Source organism: Arthrobacter sp. MYb214 (assembly GCF_002979865.1).
Classification (GTDB): Bacteria; Actinomycetota; Actinomycetes; order Actinomycetales; family Micrococcaceae; genus Glutamicibacter.
Genome location: NZ_PCPZ01000001.1, coordinates 1,100,428 through 1,120,311, shown reverse-complemented (window position 1 = coordinate 1,120,311; position 19,884 = coordinate 1,100,428). Strand labels below are relative to the sequence as shown.

Genomic DNA, 19,884 nt, shown 5'->3' with positions numbered 1-19,884 from the left:
ACCTCCGCTGTCGCCCCGAAAGGTTCCCCCGTGACTGAGTTCAACCCCTTTGCCTTTGAAGGACTCACCTACGACGACGTTCTGCTGTTGCCTGGCCCGACGGATGTGATTCCTTCGGAGGCGGACACCACCACCCGCTTCACCAAGCGCATCAACATCCAGGTGCCCATCAGCTCCGCTGCAATGGACACGGTGACCGAAGCACCCATGGCAATCGCGCTGGCACGCCAGGGCGGTATCGGCGTGATCCACCGCAACCTTTCCATTGAGTCCCAGGCCAAGCAGGTTGACCAGGTTAAGCGCAGCGAGTCGGGCATGATCACCGACCCAGTCACCGTGCACCCGGGTGCCACCTTGGCTGAATGGGATGAGCTGTGCGCTCAGTACCGCGTCTCCGGTCTGCCAGTGGTAGATGAGAACCGCAAGCTGTTGGGCATCATCACCAACCGCGACACCCGCTTTGTTCCTCGCGAACGCTACATGACCACCAAGGTCTACGAAGTGATGACCGGCATGCCGCTGGTGACCGCTCATGACGGTGTAGCTCCAGAGAAGGTAATCGAGCTCCTGTCCAAGAACCGCATCGAGAAGCTTCCACTCATCGATAACGACGGCAAGCTCACCGGCTTGATCACCGTCAAGGACTTCGACAAGGCCGAGCAGTATCCTCTGGCGACCAAGGACGACGAAGGCCGTCTGCGTGTTGCAGCTGCTGTTGGATTCTTCGGCGAAGGCTACGAGCGTGCCATGACCCTGATCGACGCCGGCGTTGACGCACTGGTTGTCGACACCGCCAATGGCCACTCGCAGGGCGTGCTGGAGATGATTGCACGCCTGAAGAAGGATCCAGCGGCTGCGCACGTGGACATCATCGGCGGCCAGGCAGCCACCTATGACGGTGCCAAGGCACTGATCGATGCTGGCGCTGACGCCATCAAGGTCGGCGTTGGCCCGGGCTCCATCTGCACCACCCGCATCGTTGCCGGCGTGGGCGTTCCCCAGGTTACCGCTATCTACGAAGCAGCCAAGGCAGCTATTCCAGCTGGCGTTCCATTGATCGCTGACGGCGGCCTGCAGCACTCGGGCGATATCGGCAAGGCCCTGGTGGCCGGCGCCGACTCGGTCATGCTCGGCTCCCTGCTGGCAGGTACCGCTGAGTCCCCAGGCGATCTGGTCTTCATGGGCGGCAAGCAGTTCAAGGCCTACCGCGGCATGGGCTCGCTGGGCGCAATGGAAACCCGTGGCAAGAACACCTCGTACTCCAAGGACCGCTACTTCCAGGCTGACGCGCCATCGAACGAGAAGCTGATCCCTGAAGGCATCGAAGGCCAGGTCCCTTACCGCGGCCCGCTGTCGGCTGTCACCCACCAGCTCGTGGGCGGCCTGCGCCAGACCATGTTCTACGTTGGCGGACGCACCGTTCCCGAGCTGAAGGCACGCGGCAAGTTCGTCCGCATCACCGCAGCAGGCCTGAAGGAATCGCACCCGCACGACATCATGATGACCGTTGAGGCACCGAACTACCGTTCGCGCTAAGGCTCATCTGATGCGGAAAACCCCATCACCACTGGCGCATTGCCAGAGGTGATGGGGTTTTTCGCATCTCTGCTAGCTGATTCAGGAGGCCAGCCAGCCACCGTCGACGTTGAGCATCTGTCCAGTGATGTACCGGGATGCTTCCGAAAGCAAGAAAACCACCGGTCCGGCAAAGTCATCAGTGTGCCCCAGCCTATTCATCGGGATCCGTGAGAGAATTCGTTCTCTGTCTGCCGGTTTGGCCAGGAGATCTGAAGTGAGCTGCGTTTGGACGTATCCGGGAGCAATGCCGTTCACGCGGATGCCTTGTTGCGACCATTCCCGGGACAGCGCGCGGACAGCTCCGAGTACGGCTGACTTCGACATGACGTATGGTGCGACATTGGGCAGCCCAATGGTGCTTGCCAGGGAGCAGAGGAAGACGTGGCTTCCGACCGCGCTGCCGCGGGAGATCTCCCGCCGCGCGATCTCGGTGCTGAGGAACAGAGGGGCTTCGGCATTGACCTTCTGTACCCATCGCCATTCCTCAGGATCCAAATCGATGGCCTGCTTGCGCAGCTGCACACCCGCAGCATGGATCACGGAATCAACCGGACCGTTGCCTTCGGCAAGGTCTACAAGTTCATTGGCTTTGCCGGTTTGCGCTACATCCCAGGTATAGGTGTGCAGGCGTTGCCCATCGAGTCCGGCAAGCTGCCGTGTTTGCTCCAGCTGGGACTCCGTGCGGGACACTGCGCTGACACGTGCGCCGGCTTTGACGGCTGCCAGTGCCATAGCCTGCCCGATGCCGCGGCCAGCTCCGGTCACCAAAACGTGACGGTTGGCCAGTGAAAACTGTTCAAGACTCATGGGAATTCCTTGTTTGCGTGCTCGTTAGAAAATGTAGGTGGGCAACAGCAAGATGAAGAGGAATACCGCACCGCTGATGACCAATGAAACAAAGGTGTACTTCAAGATGGATCTCACTCCGAGCCCCGCGATCGCCAAGATCGGCAATGCGAAGAACGGCTGGATCATGTTGGTCCAGGTGTCGCCGTAACCGATTGCCATGATGATCAAGGCGGGATCCGTGCCCAAGGCGTTGGCCGCTTCGATGAAAATCGGTCCCTGAATGGCGAATTGGCCGCCACCACTGGGCACGAAGATGTTTACCAAGCCGGCGGCGAGGAAGGCGACAATCGGCAATGAGTTCGCGTTGGACATCGAGATGAACGCATCGCTGAGCACGGTGATCAGTCCCGTCGTTGTCACGATCCCCAGGATGCCGGCGTACAGCGGATACTGCAGCAGCACTTCGCCGGTGACTGTCGAAGCGTTCTTGATCAGCCCGGCCAACGCTACAGGGGAGTCAACCAGCAAGAGGATGATCGCGAGCATCGACCAGTTCACGATGTCGAAGGTCAAAACGAAGCCCAGGCGCATGAAGTGCCCGACGATGAAGACGCTGAGCAGTAGTCCCAGTCCGGTCGTGACGTAGCGCTTGGATTCAATCCAATCTGCCGGGCTTCCCGGTTTCCCAGCTTGACGGGCCTCCGTCTGGGAATCCGGGTTGCTGAGCGGGATCTCCAGGATCTCCTCGTCGGTCTTAGGCCGGGACATCACCATGCCGATGACCAGCGCGGGAATCATGATGAGCAGGCCAGTCATATTCCACCAGCTGAAGACCGTTTCCGTGACCGGGACCGGAGCACCCAGGAATTCCTCGATGAAGCTGCCAGGAGTGGCCGAAGTCAGCGGGGCTGCCCCTGAATATCCCATATGGTAGGGAATGAAGCCGGTGTAGGCGGCAGCGACCAACAAAGGGAAGTGGACTTTGATGCCGCGTTCGCGGCAGCTGGTGGCGATACTCTTGGCCAGAATCGCTCCGACGATTAGTCCCAGGCTCCACTGGGCCCAGGACACCAAGCAGGTCAGCAGGGTGACCCAGGCGTAGGCCTGCACCGCGTTCTTTGGAATGCTTGATACTTTCGACAGCACCCCCTGGACCTGGCGGGTATGGGCCAGTGCATGCCCGAAGAGCAGGGCCAGGCACATCTGCGTGATGAAGGCCAGTAGCCCTGTCAATCCTTCGCCCCAAGCGTTTACCACGGCGATCGGAGACGAATCGGTCATCGTCAATGCCATGAGCATCACGATCAACGTCAGCAGGACGGCGAATACCATTGCTGATGGCATCCATCGTTCGACAAGACGAGTCACAGGCTTCATTGCGGTTGTGAGCATCGTGCACCTCCAAGAGTAGGCCGATCAATTTGCTGGAGAAGAATATGACTACCGTCACATCCTTTCGAGGACGCTACTAGTGCGGTTCGGCATTAAGCAATCGTAAGTGGCTAGGCGTCCTATCTCCGGTTGCACCCGGTGCTTCAGGTGCATGAATAAGGTGATTCAGGTGATTTAGCTTTTAAAGCTTAATGTTGCTTAACGTATTTCCATGCCATGTAATGGTGATCACAAGCATTCGCAGGTTCTTATCCGATTTCACCAATGGAGGTGCGCGTTGACCACGCAGTCGCATTTATCGCTTCGGCCAGCGCGTGTCTCTGCTGCTGCTGTTGCCCGAGCTGCAGGGGTCTCTTCTGCAACGGTCAGCTACATCATGAACGGTCGACCCGGTGCCTCGCCTGAGACCCGGCGCCATGTGCTGAAGGTGGCGAACGAACTTGGCTACCGTCCCGCCAACCATGGGCAGCAGCAGGACCCGCTTCTGACCCGCGTGGTCGGCCTAGTGCTGCCGAACATCGTGAACCAGATGTATACGATCTGGGCACAGCACATCATCAATGCCACCGCCGCGGCCGGGTTCGATGTCTTTGTCGCAACAACGGGGGACGACCCCGAGGCGCTGGATCAAGTTGCTCGTACCCTGGCTGCCCGGAATGTTGATGGCGTCATTATCGCCGCTGCAATCAAGGAAGATTCGCGTTCTCTGAGGACCTTTCGCCAGAAACGAATTCCCTATGTCTGCCTGTCGCGCAATTCCGAGCATCTGCCTGGTGATTTCGTCGGGATCGATGACGACGCGGCTGCGGGGGAACTCATGTCCCACGTTCTGGATCACGGCTATTCGGAGGTGGCCACTGTCATCGGGCCGCGTTCCTCTACTGCGTCTTTGTTGCGCGAACAGGCTTTTGTCCGGGTTGCCCAACAAAGGGGTGTCCGGGTTGCGGGAGAACGCCTGATCAGTACCAAGCTCAGTTCGGAAGGCGGGCAGCTGGCCGCCAAAAGATTGTTCAGCTCGGCGCATCCGCCACGGGCTGTGGTCTGCGGATCGGATGAAATTGCCATTGGTGTCATGGAGCATGCGCTGTCGCTGGGCCTGCGCATTCCACAGGATGTCGCGATCGTCGGCTGTGACGGACTCAGGCACAGCCGCTCGAAAATCATCGGGCTGACAACAATTGTCCAGCCGGTGAAAGACATGGCGGAAAGGTCCTTCGAGCTACTCCTGGAACAGATCGTCGAGCCGCGGAACACCTACAAGCACACGATCTGCGAGCACAGCCTCCATATCGGTAGGACTTGCGGGTGCCCTGCTACAGGGCGAATGCCTGCCCTCTAGCTCACCACTAGACATTCTCAAAGCCAAGGGCCTGGTGCCCTCTACTCGTCATGCCTGCATGCGGAAGGAACTGACCGTGCAAACTACCAACGCGACACGTCGGATGCGCTCACCGGAAATGCTCAACAAGCTGATTTTCCGGCGCATCATGCCGCTGCTGATCGCAGCCTATGTCATGGCTTTCATTGATCGCACGAATATCGGCATGGCCAAAGACCGGTTGGAAATCGATCTGGGAATCTCGGCTACAGCGTACGGCGTGGGTGCCGGGCTGTTCTTCTTGACCTACGCGCTTTCGGAGATTCCCTCAAACCTGATCATGCACAAGGTCGGCGCACGGTTCTGGATCATGAGGATCATGATCACTTGGGGAATCCTGTCTGCCTGCATGGCACTGGTCCAGGGGGAGTGGTCCTTCTATATCCTGCGCATGCTGCTGGGCATCGCTGAGGCGGGCCTATTCCCGGGAGTCATCTACTTCATCACCCAGTGGTTTGTCGTCAAAGACCGCGCCCGGGCCAACGGACTCTTCTTGCTCGGCGTAGCCCTGGCGAACGTCATCGGGGCGCCACTGAGCGGCCTGCTGCTGACTATGGACGGCGTTGGCGGGTTGCACGGATGGCAGTGGATGTTCATCATCGAGGGGTTGCCAGCGTGCTTCTTGGCTATCGCAGTTTGGAAACTCCTGCCCAACAAGCCCACCGAAGCTAAATTCCTCACCCAGGCCGAGGCCGAGGACTTGGAAGCGCGAATCGCGGCTGAGGAAATCGCCGGCGCGAAGGCTGCTGGAAATTCCAAGCTTCTCCATGTTCTCAAGGACAAGCAGATCCTGTTGGTCGTTGCGATCTACTTCTCCCACCAGATCGCAGTCTACGCATTGAGCTTCTTCTTGCCTTCGATCATCGGTACATACGGGGAGCTATCCACCATCCAGATCGGCTTGCTCACCTCGATACCGTGGGTCTTCTCTGCCGCAGGCGCCTTGCTGATCCCCAAGCTTGCCACCAATGGCTCGCGATCGCGGATCGTTGCCAGCGCAACCATGACCGGCATCGTTGCCGGGTTCACCCTCGGTGCGCTTGGCGGACCGGTGCTCGGACTGATCGGCTTCTCGCTAGCCGCGTTCAACTTCTTCGCGTTGCAGCCGATCCTGTTCACCTACCCGGCAACCCGCCTTTCCGGTGCGACTCTGGCTGGCGGCATTGCTTTCGTGAACACCGTCGGGCTGTTCGGCGGATTCCTTGGTCCCTACATCATGGGGCTGATGGAAGAAGCTACTGGAAGCAAGATGTCGGGCCTCTGGTTCATTGTCGCGATCTGCGCCGTTGGCGCACTGCTCACTCTCAAGCTCAAGCAAGGCACCGAGGATCCCGCTAAAGCCGCTGTGTCCGGCCACTAGGCATCTAACTAAGGAGCAACGAACTCTAATGAATACCCATAACATGAAAATGGACTTTGACGGACTCCGGGTTCTCGTCACGGCTGGAGCTGCGGGCATCGGCCTGGCGATCGCTCAAGAGTTCAGGAACCATGGCGCACAAGTCTTCGTTACGGATATCAATCCTGAAGCAGTGCGTGCCGCCGCGTCGGCGGGTTTTGCCGCCTCCGTGAGCGACGTGTCGGATGAAGATCAGGTACGTGGATTGCCCGATCAGATCCAGCAGTCTCTAGGGGGACTGGACGTCCTGGTGAACAATGCCGGAATCGCCGGTCCTACCGGGCCTATCGAGACTCTTGAATCCGAAGATTGGATGACGACTTTCGATATTAATGTCCACGGACAATTCTTCTGCATCAAGCACTTGCTCCCGTTGCTGCGCCAGTCCACCCGCGGATCCATCATCAACTTGTCCTCGGCCGCTGGCCGTCTGGGCATGGCAGGTCGCAGTCCGTACTCGGCATCGAAATGGGCAGTGATCGGGCTGACCAAGACGCTTGCCATCGAGCTCGGCGGTGAAGGAATCAGGGTCAATGCCATCTGCCCGGGGGCAGTCAATGGCCCGCGCATCCAATCCGTCATCGAGGCGAAGGCGCGAATGCTCCAGCGTCCGGTGGACGAAGTCTCCGATCTGTACCACGCGCAGTCATCGCTCAACAAGCTGGTCGAGGCCGAGGACATCGCCAATATGGCGGTGTTCCTGGCCAGCCCGATGGCACTTCGGATCAACGGCCAGGCCATGGCAGTCGATGGCAACACCGAGAAACTGTACTAGGAAGGCGTATTTTGAAAAACAAGCGAAAAGTCATCATTACCAGCGCTGTCACCGGCGCTATCCATACCCCCAGCATGTCGCCGCACCTGCCGGTGAGCGCCGATGAGATTGCCGAAGCTGCGCTTGGCGCCGCCAAGGCTGGCGCGGCCATAGTCCACATGCACGCGCGTGATCCCAAGGACGGCCGCCCATCTCAGGATCCCAAGCATTTCGAACCGATCTTGGAGAAGCTCAAGAACGGCACCGACGCCATCGTCAACATCACCACCGGTGGCTCCCCGCATATGACCGTCGAAGAACGCATGCTTCCGGTGGCAACCTTCGAACCTGAACTCGCTTCGCTCAATATGGGATCAATGAACTTCGGACTGTATCCCATGCTGGACCGGTTCACGGAGTTCGAACACGATTGGGAACGAGAAGGCCTGGAAAATTCACGGGATCTGGTCTTCAAGAACACCTTTGCCGATATCCAGAGGATCCTGGAAATCGGTAACGCCAATGACACCCGGTTCGAATTCGAATGCTACGACATTTCCCACCTAAATAACCTGAGTCATTTCCACCAGCGCGACCTGGCCCGTGGCCCGCTTTTCGTGCAGTCGGTTTTCGGTCTGCTCGGCGGCATCGGGGCGCATCCGGAAGACTTGATGCATATGCGCCGCACGGCTGACCGCCTGCTGGGAGAGAACTACGAATGGTCCATCCTCGGTGCAGGCAAGAACCAGATGCCGTTAGCTACCATTGGAGCGGCCATGGGATCGCATGTACGTGTTGGGCTGGAAGATTCCTTGTGGATCGGACCGGGGCAGCTCGCCGCTTCCAATGCCGAGCAAGTGACCCGTATCCGGACCATACTGGAAGCACTGAATTTCGAGGTCGCGACTCCCGAGGAAGCCCGGGAGATGCTGGAGCTCAAGGGGCGCGACAAAGTCGGTTTCTAGGCGCCAAATGCCTTCGGCCTGAATAGCAGCACAAAATCAAACAGACTCGAGGCTCCATCTGTCCTGCCCCATGCAGGCATAGATGGAGCCTTGTTTTGTCCTAGTCCCAGTTTGACGCCGCGCATTGGCGCGCGCCGTGGCGTATCCAATCCCACTAGAACATCGCGGGACTCGCTCGCCGCGGACACGTAGACTTGTTCGATGGCGGCGCTTCCCTGCGCGTGCGGGAAACCTCGCGCCAATGCGCCGGTGACGGAAGGACAATCAGTACATGGGCCAGCCAGCCAACCTGAAGAAGCAAACCCGACAGCGTATGGAACGCACGGGGGAGAGCTACACCACCGCGCGCAAGAACATCTTGGCCGGCAAGCCTGAAAGCCCTCGGGCCGCTCGCGCTGCCGCCGCACGCGACTACGCCAAGGAAGCACGCGAAAAGGCCAAGGCGCAGGAGCAGAAAGGCAAGAACGCTCCGGCTGCTTCGCCAGCTGACGAACTGCCTGAGTACCCAGCGCCAAAAGATGTCATCCAGTACGATGCTGCGCTCTGGCACCGAGTCCTAGTCCAAGCTGGCGTCACCAACAAGCACACCGGCGAACCGCTGAGCCAGGCATTGCTCGCTGGCCTTGCCGGCGGTATCGGCTTCATGGCTTTTACCCATGAAGGCGGCGAAGAGACTGCAGTAACCTTGGTGACCCGCCACAACCCGGAACCCTATACACAGAACCTGCTGGCTCGTTGCGGTGCTACGGTGACCGAACGTACCACCGGCTCAGCCGAACGCGCTGTCGAATACATGGACGCTGCCCTGGACGCAGGCCGCACCGTGGTGGTTCGCGTGGCAATCAGCGCGCTGCCATGGATTGACGGCAACACGGTTGATGAGGCCGAGACCCTGGATCTCGTCGTCGTTGGCGAGCACAAGAAAGACCTGATGGTAGATGACGGTTCAGGTGCGCTGAACCTTATTAGCCCCAAGGAACTGGCCATCGCCCGTGCGATGCGCAAGAAGGAAAAGCACTGGCAGGCATGGATCCCGTCCTCGCGCTCGCCGAAGGCCGAGACCCTGGCCGCCAATGCTGTCGAGGCGATTGGGGAAACCACCGCTCGCCTGCTGGGCACCAGCGAGCTTTCCGGGGTTCCAGTGCACTTTGCCAAGAACTTCGGCATTACCGGCATGCGCACCTTGGCCACGCGACTGCGCGATAACGAGTCCAAGACCGGTTGGTCCCAGATCTTCGCAAGCCAGCAAGCGCTGGCCAACGGCTTGGACCAGCTCGCAGGTTTCTTCTCCGACACGCGTTTCAGCGGCGAGGGCGCGTTGCGCGGCCTGTACGCGGAGTTCCTTTCGGAAGCGGCGGAACTTCCAGGCTTGGCGGCGCTGGCAGCTCACGTAGATGCTTACCAGCAGCTCACCACCCAGTGGGATGCGTTCGCGGACCTGATTGATCCAGAGACCGAGTTCGCCAAGCGTGCTGAGCACTTCGCCGTATTGGCTGACGCGATTGAGCGCATTGCCGATTATGAAGAGCAAGCCGCCACCTCCTTGGCCGTGACCGCCAAGAAGCTTGCATCCAAGGCAGCCAGGTAAACCTAGCTCAACATAGGCCCTGCCATCCGGTGATCTTACTCACCGGATGGCAGGGCATTGTTGTCCCGGTGTGCCACTTGCGGCCCCATGCACCAGAGCCAGCGCAGAAACATCGCCTAAAGCCAATGCGCTATCAAAAGCGGGATTATCCGGGAATCTTGATAACCTAGTTAGGTGAGTAACGAGATTGAGATCGGCCGCGGCAAGCGGGCAACTAAGGCATATTCCCTGGACGACGTAGCGATCGTACCGAATCGCCGTACCCGTGATCCGAAGGACGTATCGGTGTCCTGGCAGATCGACGCCTTCCAGTTCGACACCCCTATCCTGGGCGCACCAATGGATTCGGTGACCTCCCCGTCTACTGCAATCGCCTTGGGCAAGCTCGGCGGCCTGGGCGTGCTGAACCTCGAAGGCCTGTGGACCCGCTACGAGGACCCGGAAGCAGTGCTGGCTGAAATTGCCAGCCTGAAGTCCGAGGCGGCAACCCGCAACGACCCGAAGATCACCGCAAAGCTGCAGGAACTGTACTCGGCTCCCATCCAGCCTGAGCTGATCACCTCGCGCATCTCCGAGATCCGCGACTCCGGCGTTGTCGTTGCAGGCTCGTTGACCCCGCAGCGCACCCAGGAGCACTACAAGACCGTTGTCGCTGCCGGCGTGGACATCTTCGTCATCCGCGGCACCACCGTTTCGGCTGAGCACGTCTCGAAGACCACCGAACCGCTGAACCTCAAGCAGTTCATCTACGAACTCGATGTCCCAGTGATCGTGGGCGGCGCAGCAGGATACACCCCGGCCATGCACCTGATGCGCACCGGTGCAGCCGGCGTGCTCGTTGGCTTCGGTGGCGGCGCGTCCTCCACCACCCGCCGCACCCTGGGCATCCACGCACCGATGGCTACTGCCATCGCCGACGTTGCAGCCGCACGCCGCGACTACATCGAAGAGTCCGGCGGACGCTATGTCCACGTCATCGCCGATGGCGGCATGGGGAACTCCGGCGACATCGTCAAGGCCATCGCCATGGGCGCCGACGCAGTGATGCTCGGTACCGCACTGGCCCGTGCCGATGAAGCACCAGGCGCCGGCTACCACTGGGGCATGGAAGCAGTTCACGAGGCCAGCCCACGTGGCGACCGCGCCAAGGTCGGCACCGTCGGCTCGCTGGAGAAGGTCCTGCACGGCCCATCGCACGAGACCAACGGCACCTCGAACCTGGTTGGCGCACTGCGCCGCTCGATGGCCACCACCGGCTACTCGACCCTCAAGGAATTCCAGCGCGTCGACGTCGTGCTGTCCCCGTACGAATCCGATCGCTTCTAGCGGATCCTGATCTGGCCCTGCTCTTCTTTCGAAGGGTGGGGCCAGTGTCGTTTAAGCGCTTGGTCTCAACGAATGAATAAGCAAGTTGGTTCCACCAGCGGAAAATAAGGCAACAGGGCTAATCTCACGCCATCGCATTTCGAGTTCTACGCCAAATAGAAGTACCGTTAGAGTGTGCTTAAAACCGCTCTGAAGCCCAAATGGATCGGCGCCCTCTTTGCCGCGCTAGCTCTCGCCACCGGATTCGTTCTCTTGTCCGGATGGCAGTTCGGCGCCTCCGAAACCGAGCCGCCGGTCAAGATCGACAAGACCGAGAAGCCGGTCGCGCTGATCGAGCATCAGGAAGTCGGTAAGGAGCTGCTGGGCATCAAGGCAGACCAGATCGTCACCATGGAGGGCGAATTCGTCCCCGGCACCGATCAGCTGATTGCGCCTCGGCTTAATGGCGATCAGCGCGGTGTCTGGGTCATCACCCAATTCAAGGTCGAGGGCGCGGCCCAGGACGCCGGTATTGCGGTGGTACGCGGCTGGCAGCCTGAAGCAACCAAGCCAGCTCCGGCACCTGAAGGCGAACTGGAGATCACCGGGCGCCTGCTGCCTAGCGAAGGCCCGGAATTCCGCGAAGACCTGCGCAGCGCAACGCTGCCAACTCTCGCCTCGGCACAGCTGGCGAACATCTGGGATTCGGTCCTCTTTGAAGGATTCGTCACGGCCCACGAAATCACCACTGCCAAGGGCGAGACCGTAGCGCAGCCGGGCCTGGAAATTGTCGACGTCGGTCCGCAGCCCCAGGAAGCGCAGATCAACTGGCTGAACGTTTTCTACGGCTTGGAATGGGTCCTCTTCGCAGGGTTCGCCATCTTCCTCTGGTACCGCATGGTGCGCGATGATTACCAGCGGGATCTTGACGAGATTGCTGAGCTCGCTGCCGAAACACATATCAAGGGCGGCAACGCCACCCAAGCTGGAAACAGCAACGAATAGCATTTCACGCACACCGCACTTCTTACCGAAATCGGAAGGAATCACTAACGATGTCCAGCACCACCCCGGCACCGAAGCCCCGGAAATTCGGCGGCACCCCTAAGCAGATCCGTGCAGCCGCAACCTTCTACAAGGTCTTCGCCTACATCACCGGCGTGATGCTGCTGCTGCTCGTGCTGGAAATGATTTTCAAGTACTTCTGGTCCCTGGAACTCTTCGTGGGTGGCACCTTGGTAGATGGCACCTCCAACGCCGTCGGCATGTACAACCGCGCCGAGGTGGCCGGGGGACTGAACCTCTCGCTGGGCATCCTGATCGCCCACGGCTGGCTATACGTGGTGTACCTCTTTGCCGACTTCCGCCTGTGGACCTTGATGCGCTGGCCATTCATGCGCTTCATTACGATCGCGCTCGGCGGCGTCGTTCCGTTCCTTTCCTTCTGGACCGAAGCCAAGGTGCACGCAGAAGTAGACCGCGAGCTGGCCGCGCATCCAAAGGCCGCCAAGCGCTACTGACACGTGGCCGCATTCATTGCCAAAGGGCAGATCCGTTCATCGAAAATGAACAGATCTGCCCTTTGCCTTTGCCAAAAATCCACTAGGTGACGCTGATGACATCACCTTGGCTGTTTCGCGCGCAGTGAACCGCGTAGACTGTAACGGTGACTACTGCTCCCCTCAATCCAGAACATAAGCCGGTTCTGGTCGTCGACTACGGGGCCCAATACGCGCAGCTTATCGCTCGCCGCGTACGTGAGGCCCGTGTGTACTCGGAGATCGTTCCGCACACCCTGTCCACCGAAGCCATCCTGGCCAAGAACCCTGCAGCGATCATCCTCTCCGGTGGTCCTTCCAGCGTTTACGCCGATGGCGCCCCTTCCGTCGGGGCTGACCTGTTTGAAGCCGGCGTGCCGGTCTTGGGCATCTGCTACGGCTTCCAGGCCATGGCTAACGCCTTGGGCGGTACCGTGGCCGAAACCGGCCTGCGCGAGTACGGCCGCACCGCAACCAACTTTGAGGGCGATGCCCGCTCCATCCTGGCAGGCGCCGCTCAGGCCCCTACCGTCTGGATGAGCCACGGCGACTCCGTCTCCAAGGCCCCAGAAGGCTTCGAAGTGCTGGCCACCACCGCTGGTGCTCCGGTTGCCGCTTTCGCAAATGAAGCAAAGCGACTGTACGGCGTGCAGTGGCACCCAGAGGTGAAGCACTGCGAGTTCGGCCAGGATGTCCTGGAGAATTTCCTGTACAACGGTGCTGGCCTGAAGGGCGACTGGACCGCTGACAACATCGCTGACGAGCAGATCGAGCGCATCCGCGCCCAGGTCGGCACCGGCAAGGCCATCTGCGGCCTGTCCGGCGGCGTGGACTCCGCTGTTGCAGCTGCCCTGGTGCAGCGCGCCATTGGCGACCAGCTCACCTGCGTGTTCGTCAACCACGGCCTGCTGCGCGAAGGCGAAGCCGAGCAGGTTGAGAAGGACTTCGTAGCTTCCACCGGCGCCAAGCTGTACATTGCCGACGAGCGCGAGCGCTTCCTGACTGCTTTGGACGGTGTCACCGACCCGGAGACCAAGCGCAAGATCATTGGCCGCGAATTCATTCGCGCCTTCGAAGCAGCGGAAGCGGCGATCATCGCCGAGGCCGCTTCCGAGGGCGAGCCAGTGAAGTTCCTGGTCCAGGGCACCTTGTACCCGGACATCGTCGAATCCGGCGGTGGCGAAGGCACCTCGAACATCAAGAGCCACCACAACGTGGGCGGCTTGCCAGAGGACCTGGACTTCGAGCTGGTTGAACCACTGCGCACCCTGTTCAAGGACGAGGTCCGTGCAGTGGGCCGCGAGCTCGGCTTGCCTGAGGAAATCGTTGGCCGCCAGCCATTCCCTGGCCCAGGCCTGGGCATCCGCATCATCGGTGCCGTCAACGAAGAGCGCCTGTCCATCCTGCGCAAGGCTGACGCGATCGCTCGCGCCGAGCTGACTGCTGCAGGACTGGATGACGAAGTTTGGCAGATGCCAGTAGTGCTGCTCGCTGACGTACGCTCGGTAGGCGTACAGGGCGATCACCGCACCTACGGCCACCCAATCGTGCTGCGTCCGGTTTCCTCCGAGGATGCCATGACCGCTGACTGGTCGCACCTGCCATACGATCTGCTCTCGAAGATCTCCAACCGCATCACCAACGAGGTAGATGGGGTGAACCGCGTGGTGCTGGACGTTACTTCCAAGCCACCTGGAACCATCGAGTGGGAGTAAATCCCCAAGACTGCTAATTCACTGCGCTTTGGCGGGTGAATGGGAAGCGGATCCGGTACGCCGGTTCCGCTTCCCGCAGTTAAAACGTGTTTCGCGCACCGGTTCTGCACGGTGCGTGCACTACGTTAGAAAGAGGCGTATCTGCACCTGTGGTGCGCCCGAATGTGGTCGGTTCAGTGAAGGGAATGACTGTCGTGACTAGTGGACAGAATGCTGCCGCCGAGCGTGTAGCTGCCTGGGTGAAATCCCTGGGACAGAGTGCCGGGGCGGATACCACCCTGCGATTTGCTCCGTCGACCTCCAATAGCATCGACATAACCCATGCCAATCCATCGGGATTGGCCCAGTTCCTTGCCGGACGGCGTACCCGCCTGTCCACGCTGCTGCACGATGCGGACCAGTACGCTACCGCGCGCCGCACTGCCCGTGCGCTCTCGGCCAAGATCAATGAACTGTGGGAAGAACGCGGCATCGACGTCGGCTACCTGGCCGCCGGTGTCGCCAACTGGCGCGCGGTCCACGATGGCAAGAGCGAGCCTGTCTCGGCTCCCATCATGCTCGGCCGCATCACACTGACCAAGCACGTTGATGCTGACGACTACGACCTGCAGCTGGTCGGCCGCGCCACCGTATCCCCGGCCTTCGTGCGCCAATTCGAAGCCGACCACAACGCCAAGGTCGATGTCGCCGCGGTGGACGCCGAAGCGTACTCCATCGCCCGTTTCGACCCGGTCCGCGGAATGGATGCCCTGCGCCACCAGATGTCCGAGGTTCCCGGCGTAGTGGTGGGCCACCGCCTGCTGCTCTCCACCTTCTCCGAGCTGATGGACCCAGCTGACCCGGCCAAGCTCAATGGGTCCCACCCGGTCATCGAGGCGCTAATTCGTCACGACTCCGCGGAAAAGCAGGCTGGGAACAGCCAAAGCAGCAAGACCTCCGAAGCGCTGGCCAACCTGGTCGCTTCCAAGCCGGGCGCTTCCAAAACCGAGGGCTCAAAGCCTGAAGAAGCCAAGGACGAGTCTGCCGCTGAAAAGAAGCAGGACGAAGAGCAGCCTGAAGCGCAGGCCGCCGATGCCAAGGGCCATGAAGCTGCCGGCTCCCGCCTGAGCCGCGTGAAGAACATTCTCAAGGAAACCGCGCGCTCGCGTAAGCAGAGCCTTGCCTCCGAAGGATCTTCTGCCCGCAAGGTCCACACCGGAACCACCACCATTGCCAAGTCTTCTGATGACCGTGATCCGGAAGATGAACTGTTCTTGCTGGACGCGGATGAGTCCCAGTCCAAGATGCTTGACTACATCGCTGCCGGTGAATCGGTGGCCATCAACGCCGCTGCCGGTACCGGTGCTACCCAGACCGCGCTGAACGCAGCCGCGCTGCTGGCCGCCCAGGGCAAGCGAGTACTGGTGGTTGCGGAACAGCGTTCTGCCGCCGAAGAATTCGTGACCCGCTTCAACGAGCACCTGGATGCAGGCAGCATGCTGCTGGAACCCAACGAGGATCCAGAAGCGCTGCGCGCGATGATGACCAAGGCAATTCTGCGCAACGAACGCGCTGCCGAGCCGCAGCTGGGCTCCATGTTCAAGCGCCTGCGCGAATCCCGCCACGCACTGCACGAGCACGTGAAGTCGCTGCACTCGGTGCGCAGCCGTTGGGGTTGCTCGCCATACCAGGCAATGCAGGAACTGGCACGTCTCTCCGCACTGGAACCAGCGCCATCCACCACCGTGCGCCTGAAGCGTTCGGTGCTGGATTCCATGGGCCAGCGCGGACATGTTGCCGCACAGCTCAAGCGCGCAGCGCAGCTTGGCGCCTTCTCCAAGATGCACACCACCAGCCCATGGCATGGTGCACCGCTGCGCAACACCGAAGCCACCGAAAAGGCCTTGAACCTGGCCAGCGGGCTGGGCCGCGACCTGCCCATCCTGCATGAGCACATGCTGCAGATCGCCGAGCGTTCGCAGATCCGCCTGGAAGAAAGCTACGACAAGTGGGGAGACCAGCTGCAGTTGCTGGTCGCCGTCCGCGGATCGCTGGACAAGTTCGAGGCCGACATCTTCGAGGGCGACATCGATGATTTGATCGCCGCTACCGCAACCAGCGCATGGCGCCGCGAGCACGGCGTGGAGATGGGCTCCATTGTCCGTTCCCGGCTGCGCAAGATTGCCAAGGAATACGTCCGCCCGGGCATGCACGTAGCTGACCTGCAGTCCGCTCTGCAGGCGGTGGCGGTCCAGCGCGATGCCTGGCGAGCCATTGCCACCAGCCAGCGCAACCCGCAGGTCCCAGGCGGCCTGCTGGATGTTGAAGCCGGATACCACGACGCCGGTGCCCGCATCGACAAGCTGGCCGAAATGCTGCCGTCCTCCCTGGGCTCGCGCCTGCGCGAAATGCCCATCAAGGAGCTGCTCTCGGTGATTGCAGCGCTGGTCGAGCGCCGCGAGGACCTGGGCGAGCTGCCCGAGCGCACGTTGATCTCCGAGCAGCTGGCTGAAGCCGGGCTGGGCGACCTGCTCGATGACTTCGCCGAACGCGAGATCGACGCCGACCAGGTAGACAGCGAATTGGAGCTTGCCTGGTGGCAGTCCGTGCTGGATGCCATGATCTCCGGTGACGACTTCCTGGCCATGAATGACGGCTCCAAGCTGGAGAAGATCGAGGCTGACTACCGACTGGCTGACGGCGCGCACATCGCTGCCGGCCCGCAGCGCATCCGCTGGGCGCTGACTCGCAACTGGAAGGCAGCGCTGGCTGACCACCGAGCCGGTTCCCGCGCGCTGCGCGAGATGCTCAAGGGCGGAACCCCGAGCATTGCCGGGCTGCTGGATCTTGGAGCACCGCTGGCCAATTCGCTGACCCCGGTCATCGTCTCGGCTCCGCTGCTGCTGGGCAGCGCCCTGCCGGAGGACACGAAGTTCGATGCGGTCATCCTGCTGGAAGCCAACTACCTCACCCTGCGTGAAGTCCTGGATGCGATCCGCCGCTCCGGCCAGGTCATTGCCATTGGCGATGAAATGCTGGGCGGTCCGAAGCGCTTCGAGGTCTCCGTAGACCCGACCGCACGAGTTCGCGAGCAGAGCGTGGACCGTTCCGCGCTGGAAGCCCTGAACAAGGTCCTGGTGACCGGTTCGCTGTCCACCGTGTACCGCGGCATTGACGAAGGCCTGGTGGAACAGCTGTCCGCCACCTACTACGATTCGGCGCTCTCGCGCCTGCCAATGGCGGTGAACCTCACCGGCGACTCCTCGCTGCTGCGCGGCGAATACGTGCCAGATGCCACCGGCTCACTGTCCAGCAGCGAAGACGGTGTGCAGACCACCGCAGCAGAAGTGGCGCGCGTGGTGGATCTGGTCTTCGGCCACTTCAAGAACCACGGGGGCGAATCGCTGGCAGTCATTGCCTCGAACCGCAGCCATGCCTCGGCCATCGCCGAAGCGATCCGTGTCCAGCTGCCAAACCACAAGTACGCGATGGAGCACCTGCGCTCCAAGCGCGAACCATTCGTGGTGACCACCATGGACCGGCTGATCGGCCTGCGCCGGGACTCGGTCATCTTCGCCTGGGGCTACGGACGTACTCCGCACGGCAAGACCCTGCACGAATTCGGTGCACTGTCCCGCGAGGGCGGCGAACAGCTGTTCGTCGCCGCCATGACCCGATCGCGGACCCGCATGACCTTGGTGTCCAGCCTGTTGCCCGAAGACGTGGACCTGAGCCGCGTCTACCGTGGTGCCCGACAGTTCTTCGAACTGTTCGGACGCGTGCAGGCAGGGGATTCCGGAGTCAGCTCGATGCGCAATCCGCGCTTCGATCCATTGGTCTCCGATCTGGCCCGCCGCCTGCGCGAAAGCGGTGCCATCGTTTCCGAGGACTACCGCGGTGTGCTGGACCTGTCGGCTCACGCCTACGACTCTGCGCACAGCGGCATCCGCCCATTGGCTGTGGTCTACGACGGCACCGAGCACTATGCCGGACTGACCGTGCGTGAACGCAGCCGACTGCGCCCGGAATTCTTCGAGAAGCACGGCTGGCGCTATGTTCCGCTGTGGACCATTGACGTCTTCACCGATCCGGGGGCTGTCACCGATCGCCTGGCCCATGCACTGGGGTTGAAAAAGCCTGCGGCCCCAGCCCAGGCTTCGACCCGTACCGGTGTGGCCGCCGCTCGGCCGGTGTCTGCCCGTGAAGTCACCACCGAGGCGGAAACGCCGAAGGAAAAGTCCAATCTGCTCAAGTCGGCCAAGGCACGACTGGAACCAAAGGCCGAGACCAAGCAGGAAGCGCCAGCTGCTGAAAGCGGTGCCAAAGCTGAAGCTGCCCAAGCACCTGCAAAGGACAGCGCGGATAAGCCGCTGACTCCAGCCCCTGTCCCGGCTACCAGCAAGAACGAGGATCCGGAGCCAAAGAAGTAATGACTTCTGAGCAAGAACCAACGCGCGGCCGCCGCAAGCGGCCGCGCGTTGTCGCACCCCCGCAGCATCTGACTGCTCGCGTTGAACTCACTGGCAGCTACGCGCCAGTGCCGCATTCAGACTCCGTGAACCGGGCGTTAGCCGGCCACCAGCCCGCCGAGACTTCTGCTGCGGCGACGGCGTCCCGCGCCAAACAGCCGGCCGCCGATCCGCTGTCCGAGTTGCTGGCCAAAGACCAGGACCCGAGAAACTGGGGCGACGCCAAGGAAGACCTGGCTGAAATGATGAAGCGCGAGAAGCCGCCGCACTGGGGCTGATCTCCTAATTCACCAAGACGGCTGAAACCTTGCCGCGCGATACTGCCCCGGCCAGATCATCCGAGAGGCTGCTGGCAGCCGCGACCACCACAATTCCTTCACCGGTCGGAGCCGCGCCGCTGAGCATGCCGAATTCGGAGCTGCTGGCATTATCCGGAACCCAGAGCACCGGCACCGCCTTGGCGATGGTCTGCGAGCTGATGTCCTTTTCAAAGCCATCTCCGGTGGTCAATACGATATCCACCAGTTGCCCTGGATGGAGCAGCGTCACGGTGGCAGGATCGCTCAAGCGCAAGGGAACGGCCACGGTGCCTTCCGGCGAACCGGTCAAAAGTTGTGGCCCCACCAAGGAATAGTTGCGCAGCACCGTTCCGGCAGTCAGTGCCACGGCTGCCCGTTGCCCCGAGATGGCATCGATGCTTTCAAAGACTTCGGCATCTTCCGGGGCAAGCCGCACCGTTTGCACCGTCAGCTGGTTGGCGGATATGCAGGACCCGGCAGGAATGTCGCTCAGCGCCACCACGACCTCGCGCTGCGCTAATTGCCCGGAGGAAAACACATTGAGCACGCCCGCCAAGGCCAGCAGCGCGCAGGCGATGGCCAAAGGCTTCCGGTAGCGGCGCAACAACTCATTGCGGTTGCGCACGGGACGGATCTTCGGCTTGGGAATCACCGGGGGCCGGGAGGCAGCATGCGGTCTGGAGAAGAAGCTCATAACCCCATGCAACCTTCAGGTCCAGCGGCACACTGCGAGCTG

Annotated in this window: 15 protein-coding genes; 12 read left to right on the top strand and 3 right to left on the bottom strand. The window is 61.2% G+C overall.

Annotated elements, in window-relative coordinates; translation table 11 throughout:
* Nucleotides 1–30: 30 nt before the first annotated feature.
* Nucleotides 31–1,536: an IMP dehydrogenase gene (guaB, locus tag CQ012_RS05205; RefSeq protein ID WP_105657608.1), complete on the top strand. Its 1,506-nt coding sequence runs from the start codon at nt 31–33 to the stop codon at nt 1,534–1,536.
* Nucleotides 1,537–1,617: 81 nt separating this feature from the next.
* Here the strand turns inward: guaB and CQ012_RS05200 are convergent, their stop codons facing one another.
* Entirely contained in the window at nt 1,618–2,385 is a 768-nt protein-coding gene (locus CQ012_RS05200) for an SDR family NAD(P)-dependent oxidoreductase (protein ID WP_105657607.1), read from the bottom strand.
* A gap of 24 nt (nt 2,386–2,409) precedes the next feature.
* Nucleotides 2,410–3,744: a short-chain fatty acid transporter gene (locus CQ012_RS05195; RefSeq protein WP_105657684.1), complete on the bottom strand. Its 1,335-nt coding sequence runs from the start codon at nt 3,742–3,744 to the stop codon at nt 2,410–2,412.
* A 292-nt stretch (nt 3,745–4,036) separates the two neighbouring features.
* Between CQ012_RS05195 and CQ012_RS05190 the strand changes: the two genes are divergently transcribed.
* The 11 genes from CQ012_RS05190 (at nt 4,037) to CQ012_RS05140 (ending at nt 19,127) form a co-directional block, all read left to right on the top strand.
* Nucleotides 4,037–5,098, top strand: coding sequence for a LacI family DNA-binding transcriptional regulator (locus CQ012_RS05190; RefSeq protein WP_286134196.1), 1,062 nt, complete (start codon nt 4,037–4,039; stop codon nt 5,096–5,098).
* A gap of 76 nt (nt 5,099–5,174) precedes the next feature.
* Nucleotides 5,175–6,497, top strand: coding sequence for an MFS transporter (locus tag CQ012_RS05185; RefSeq protein ID WP_286134195.1), 1,323 nt, complete (start codon nt 5,175–5,177; stop codon nt 6,495–6,497).
* 28 nt (nt 6,498–6,525) lie between these two features.
* Nucleotides 6,526–7,311, top strand: a complete 786-nt coding sequence (locus CQ012_RS05180) for an SDR family oxidoreductase (RefSeq protein WP_286134194.1) — start codon at nt 6,526–6,528, stop codon at nt 7,309–7,311.
* Nucleotides 7,312–7,322: 11 nt separating this feature from the next.
* Nucleotides 7,323–8,255 (top strand): 3,5-dioxohexanoate:acetyl-CoA acetone transferase, encoded by a 933-nt coding sequence (gene kce, locus CQ012_RS05175; protein WP_181148847.1) that lies wholly within the window; start codon nt 7,323–7,325, stop codon nt 8,253–8,255.
* A 271-nt stretch (nt 8,256–8,526) separates the two neighbouring features.
* Nucleotides 8,527–9,843 (top strand): BtrH N-terminal domain-containing protein, encoded by a 1,317-nt coding sequence (locus tag CQ012_RS05170; RefSeq protein WP_105657603.1) that lies wholly within the window; start codon nt 8,527–8,529, stop codon nt 9,841–9,843.
* A 174-nt stretch (nt 9,844–10,017) separates the two neighbouring features.
* Nucleotides 10,018–11,169 (top strand): GuaB3 family IMP dehydrogenase-related protein, encoded by a 1,152-nt coding sequence (locus CQ012_RS05165; protein ID WP_105657602.1) that lies wholly within the window; start codon nt 10,018–10,020, stop codon nt 11,167–11,169.
* 174 nt (nt 11,170–11,343) lie between these two features.
* On the top strand, nt 11,344–12,153 hold the full coding sequence (locus tag CQ012_RS05160; RefSeq protein WP_105657601.1) for an SURF1 family cytochrome oxidase biogenesis protein: 810 nt from the start codon (nt 11,344–11,346) through the stop codon (nt 12,151–12,153).
* Nucleotides 12,154–12,203: 50 nt separating this feature from the next.
* Nucleotides 12,204–12,668, top strand: coding sequence for a DUF3817 domain-containing protein (locus tag CQ012_RS05155; protein WP_105657600.1), 465 nt, complete (start codon nt 12,204–12,206; stop codon nt 12,666–12,668).
* A gap of 146 nt (nt 12,669–12,814) precedes the next feature.
* Nucleotides 12,815–14,401: a glutamine-hydrolyzing GMP synthase gene (gene guaA, locus CQ012_RS05150; RefSeq protein WP_105657599.1), complete on the top strand. Its 1,587-nt coding sequence runs from the start codon at nt 12,815–12,817 to the stop codon at nt 14,399–14,401.
* 185 nt (nt 14,402–14,586) lie between these two features.
* Entirely contained in the window at nt 14,587–18,810 is a 4,224-nt protein-coding gene (locus CQ012_RS05145; RefSeq protein ID WP_286134193.1) for a DUF4011 domain-containing protein, read from the top strand.
* Entirely contained in the window at nt 18,810–19,127 is a 318-nt protein-coding gene (locus CQ012_RS05140) for a hypothetical protein (protein ID WP_105657597.1), read from the top strand. The genes CQ012_RS05145 and CQ012_RS05140 overlap by 1 nt, the downstream gene beginning before the upstream one ends.
* Nucleotides 19,128–19,131: 4 nt before the next feature.
* On the opposite strand, the gene CQ012_RS05135 is transcribed toward CQ012_RS05140, so the two are convergent.
* Nucleotides 19,132–19,842, bottom strand: a complete 711-nt coding sequence (locus CQ012_RS05135; RefSeq protein ID WP_105661535.1) for an RcpC/CpaB family pilus assembly protein — start codon at nt 19,840–19,842, stop codon at nt 19,132–19,134.
* Between the last annotated feature and the right edge of the window lie 42 nt (nt 19,843–19,884).